General features: G+C 61.9%; 3 protein-coding genes. 1 reads left to right on the top strand and 2 read right to left on the bottom strand.

Annotated features, from left to right (window positions below; translation table 11 throughout):
- Positions 1-89: 89 nt before the first annotated feature.
- Both A9W96_RS23805 and A9W96_RS23800 read right to left on the bottom strand, forming a co-directional pair.
- The gene (locus tag A9W96_RS23805; protein ID WP_082972571.1) at positions 90-704 is read right to left on the bottom strand and encodes a MerR family transcriptional regulator; all 615 of its coding nucleotides are present in this window, start codon (positions 702-704) and stop codon (positions 90-92) included.
- A gap of 245 nt (positions 705-949) precedes the next feature.
- On the bottom strand, positions 950-2,251 hold the full coding sequence (locus tag A9W96_RS23800) for an NADH:flavin oxidoreductase (RefSeq protein WP_067143570.1): 1,302 nt from the start codon (positions 2,249-2,251) through the stop codon (positions 950-952).
- A gap of 924 nt (positions 2,252-3,175) precedes the next feature.
- Here A9W96_RS23800 and A9W96_RS23795 point away from each other — a divergent pair.
- The coding region (locus A9W96_RS23795; RefSeq protein ID WP_082972572.1) for an FAD-dependent monooxygenase at positions 3,176-4,278 on the top strand (1,103 nt) is incomplete at its 3' end.

Below are 4,278 nucleotides of genomic sequence, written 5' to 3'. Positions count from 1 at the left end.
GGTTCGCGCTGTCCGAGGCGGTCGCTCACGGCGAGCGTCTTCGCCGGACTTGACTCGTTCTCGATGAAGGCTTTCCGATGGGCCCATGTTTAGTCAGCTGTGGGGGCGATAGGTGTTTCTGGGCGAGTTGACGGAGCGCCGAGATAGCGGCGTCCCCCAAGACGCGTGCCAACGATGACCTTCTCGATGACACCGCCGAGGTCGCGGTGTGCTTCGATCAACGGCATGCCAATCTCGACGACTTTCTCGATCGCAGTGGCGTAGTCGTCAAGCGCGGTGATGATGTCGTCGTGGCCCAGGGCTTGCAGTGCGGCGCACACGTCGAGGAGGTGTCTATGTGCGGGGCTGTCGGCGCGGATGCGCCAATCGCGCTTGTGGAGCAACGCGTCAACGGTCTGCTCGGCCACTGTGTCAGCTGTGACAACTGAACTTGTGCGAGAGGAACTGACCGCGTATTGAGATTTGCCGACCGATTCCCAGACGTCGATGTCGGCGGTGTCGAAGATGGCCAAAAGATTGGATGTAGCGCTCACAGACAGCCCTCCGACATCCACGAGGGCTCGGATGAGTTGCGGGCGGGTGACATGGTGCGCGGCGTAGTCGACCTGATTGGGGTGAGTGTGCACTCCTGGCGGTAATCCCTCGCGCCGGTAGTACTTAATGGTTGCCGGTGTGACGCCGCTGCGTCGGCTGAGTTCGGCCATTCTTGACGCTCGCCGTGATCGGCGGCCTACTCATCTCCGGAGCGTTCGTTGCGGTCGCGCGCGCGTTAAATCAGGGCCAGCGTCGGGGCGATGTCGCAGTGAATTCGGATTTCACGTTCCAACATTCGCGTTGTCGCGCCTATGCTTCGCAAGAAGATTCAACACGTCTGCTCGGAGCCTCGCAGTCTGCGGCGCAACACGCGCGACTTGCCAACACCCTGATATGCGGCTGTCCAACGGTGCCGCTACTGCGATGTCGGCCGGCGCTTTTTGACGACCTTTCCGGCGAGGCCCATGAGCTGCTCGGAGCCAATCGCGCGGAGAAGGAATTGCTCGACGGGGGCCTTGATGATGCGCGAAACTGGGGGCCGTTGGCCAGGGCGTCGAGCTTCGCGACCCGTGCGCGGATTCACGGTACAGCGAACCGGCATGTTCAACGCCAGGCGGAGCATGCAACGGTTCTGGCGGTCGCACTCGATGATCTCGTGAGCGCGTCCGTCTCGGATCTTGTTGGCGTACTCGGGATCTGCCAGTAGGGGGCGCGCGAACATCAGCGCGTCGGCGTGGCCGGCAGCAATGGTTTCTCTCACGCGTCGGGGATCATGGATGCCGCCTAGAAAGAGGTGGCAGGACAGTGCCTGGCGGAAGACTTGCGCCTCTCCGTGCACCACGGTCCCCGCTTGGGATAGGGACGTGTCCATCGACTCATAATGGCCGTCAGTCAAGGCCACGTAGTCCAGGCCTTCGCGTTCCACCAGTTGTGCGATGGCCGCATAGTCCTCGGGGCCTTGGCCGCCCTCCACATGCTCGTTGGCAAGAATGCGCAAGCCGATCGGGAACGAATCGCCGACCTGCTCGCGAATCAGGCCGACGATGTTTACCAGCACACGTGCCCTGTTCTCCAGGCTGCCCCCGTATTCGTCGGTTCGCCAGTTGTACCGAGGCGAGAGAAAGGACGCCAAAAAGTAGCTCATCATCGCCGGGATCTCGACACCATCGAATCCGGCGCGCCGGGCACGCACAGCCGCAGCGGCTGTTTCACGCTCCAGTTGACGGATCTCGTCAATCGTCGCCTCCCGCGGCGTCGCCGTAACGCGATCGAACGGCACATTGATTCCCTGCGGGAACCGATCGGCCGTCGTGACAACCTGTTTGGGACTCGCTGCGATCAGAGGAAAACCAGGTGGAGATTTGACCGCCATCGCGCCCATACCAGGAGAGAGCTCAGCGAAGATTGGTGTTCCGAGCGCATGGACGGCATCTGTCATCCGTTTAAGTCCCGGGACAAAAGCGTCATCATCGAATCGCAAGGCTGTGACCGGCGCCTCCTCGTGGGCGCGGCGCGTCGCCGCCGAGCCACCCACAATGATCAGGCCAACGCCGCCTTTAGCCCGCTCGCGAAGAAACGCAATCGTCTGCTCGCTGGGTCCAAAGTCGGCCCCCGGCTCTAGTGCTGCCATCGGGCTCATCACGATGCGATTTTTGAGGGTGACCTCATTGATGGTCAGCGGAGCGAACAAGATCTCCGCCAGTCCGTCATCGAGCATGGACCCTCCCATCGTTGGTTGCAGGCAAGCATCGCGCACCATGGAATTTTTTGCAATATATTCATCAGAAATGGGCTGCGCCCGGACCTCATGCTCGCCGGACGCGGCGGCCCCATCCGAATTTTGTTGCGCCCTATCGGTTCACAAAAGATACGCATCGCCGTGAGCCCGCCTCGGCGGTGCTGATTACTGACGATCCTGTTGCGGAGGACCCCCAGACGATCAACCTCGACCCGACGGCATCGCCGGGGATCAGCAGGGGTGGTGGGGCGCACGCGTAGCCGACACCGCCGAGGTGCCTATGGCTAGCAGATCACCGGGACGCAACGCGAAGGTACGTGGCACCAAAACGAGTGTTGCTCCGGCCCGTCGGTGCTCGCGTCTAGAACCACACCTCACCATTGACCCCGGGTCTGTAGTAGCCGCAGGCCCTCACGCAGATCACCAGCCGCCGTGGGGAAATGGTTGGGCCCAACGGCCTGGAGCGCAATTCTCTAACCGCAGCGAGCGCAAGCGCTGGCCGATACGTTTTTTATTGAATGGGAGAACCATTGTGACGCAGGCAACTCAGCGCCTATTGTCACTGCGATGTCCATTACCCTAGCGCGCCGCCGACGCGGCGCTAAACTGTTGCGGCGCAACGGTATTGGTGAGACACCTTAAGATGTCTCTATTTGACTTTGCAGCGAGGCGAGCGTGTGGGCTGGGCCAATTCTTAACCATGGCGCCAGAAACCACGGTGGTCGCTAGCCAAGTGGCAACGGAGGTGGCCGAAAGGCCCCGGCAAACCACCGGCGTGTGGAGTCGATTGATAGCCGGCGTCCATGTGTGATCAGTGTTTCAGCCGCTTTGCTCCGTTTCCGGACGGCCGGTTGGGTTCTCGGCCGCGACCGACCGTGACGCACGAACGCGGGGGTTTCAACTTTGAGTAGGCGTCGCCTCGATGTCGTCATAGTAGGCGCAGGACCCAGCGGCCTGTTGCTTGCTTGCGAGCTGGCGCTGGCTGGCGTGCGTCCCACGGTGCTCGAGCGCGACACCCAACCGAGCGACGAACACAAGGCGAACTTCCTTGTCGGGCAAGTCGTTCGCGCTCTCGACATTCGCGGGCTTTATCGGGCCATTACTGGCGATCCCGGCCCGCCGCGTCCTGTGTCCCACGGTGTCTTCGCCGGTATGGAGTTGCCCTTGGTAGGCGTTCAGAACAACCCGCTGTATGCACTGCCGATTCCCCAACCGCAATTGGTGCGGCTGCTCGTCGCACGTGCGCGCGACCTGGGTGTCGACGTGCGATGGGGCCACGAGGTCGTTGAAATGGAGGTGGACAGCGAAATCTCCACCCTGACCGTGGCCGCGCCCGAGGGCAGCTATCACCTCAGTGCGCGATATCTGGTCGGCGCCGACGGCGGTCGCAGCATAGTCCGCAAACGCGCCGGCATCGGCTTCCCCGGGGTCACGATGCCAACCCATACGAGAATTGCCGACGTGCGCATACCTGATGAATCGCGTCGCGACGGCGGGTGGCAAATCCCCGGATTCGGTCGAATACCTTTTGGGCTGAACAGCTTCGAGCGCGGGGCCATCTTCTACATCGAGCGGTCACCGCAGTACAGCAGCATCATCACGATGGAGTTCGATGACGAAGCGGCGGACGACACTAGGCCGTTAACCATCGACGAAATGCGCCACAGCGTGCGGCGCATCATCGGCGTCGATGTGCAGTTCGACGGGCCTAGCGGTCCAGGGCCGCATGCGCTACGACGGCTCAACGTCCAGAACACCCGGCAAGCTGACCAGTACCGAGTGGGAAACATACTGCTGGTGGGCGATTCCGCACACGTGCATCCGCCAATCGGTGGACCAGGACTAAACCTCGGGCTGCAGGATGCAATGAACGTGGGATGGAAGCTGGCCGCCGAGGTGAAGGGTTGGGCGCCTCAGGGCTTGCTTGACACCTACTACAGTGAGCGCCACCCCGTTGGCCAGCGCGTCATGATGCACTCATTGTCGCAATTGATGCTCATCACACC

The sequence above is a fragment of the Mycobacterium sp. 1245852.3 genome, from assembly GCF_001669335.1.
In the GTDB taxonomy this organism is placed as follows: domain Bacteria; phylum Actinomycetota; class Actinomycetes; order Mycobacteriales; family Mycobacteriaceae; genus Mycobacterium; species Mycobacterium europaeum_A.
Note: the sequence above shows the minus strand (reverse complement) of the source record. Positions and strands in the feature narration are given on the sequence as shown.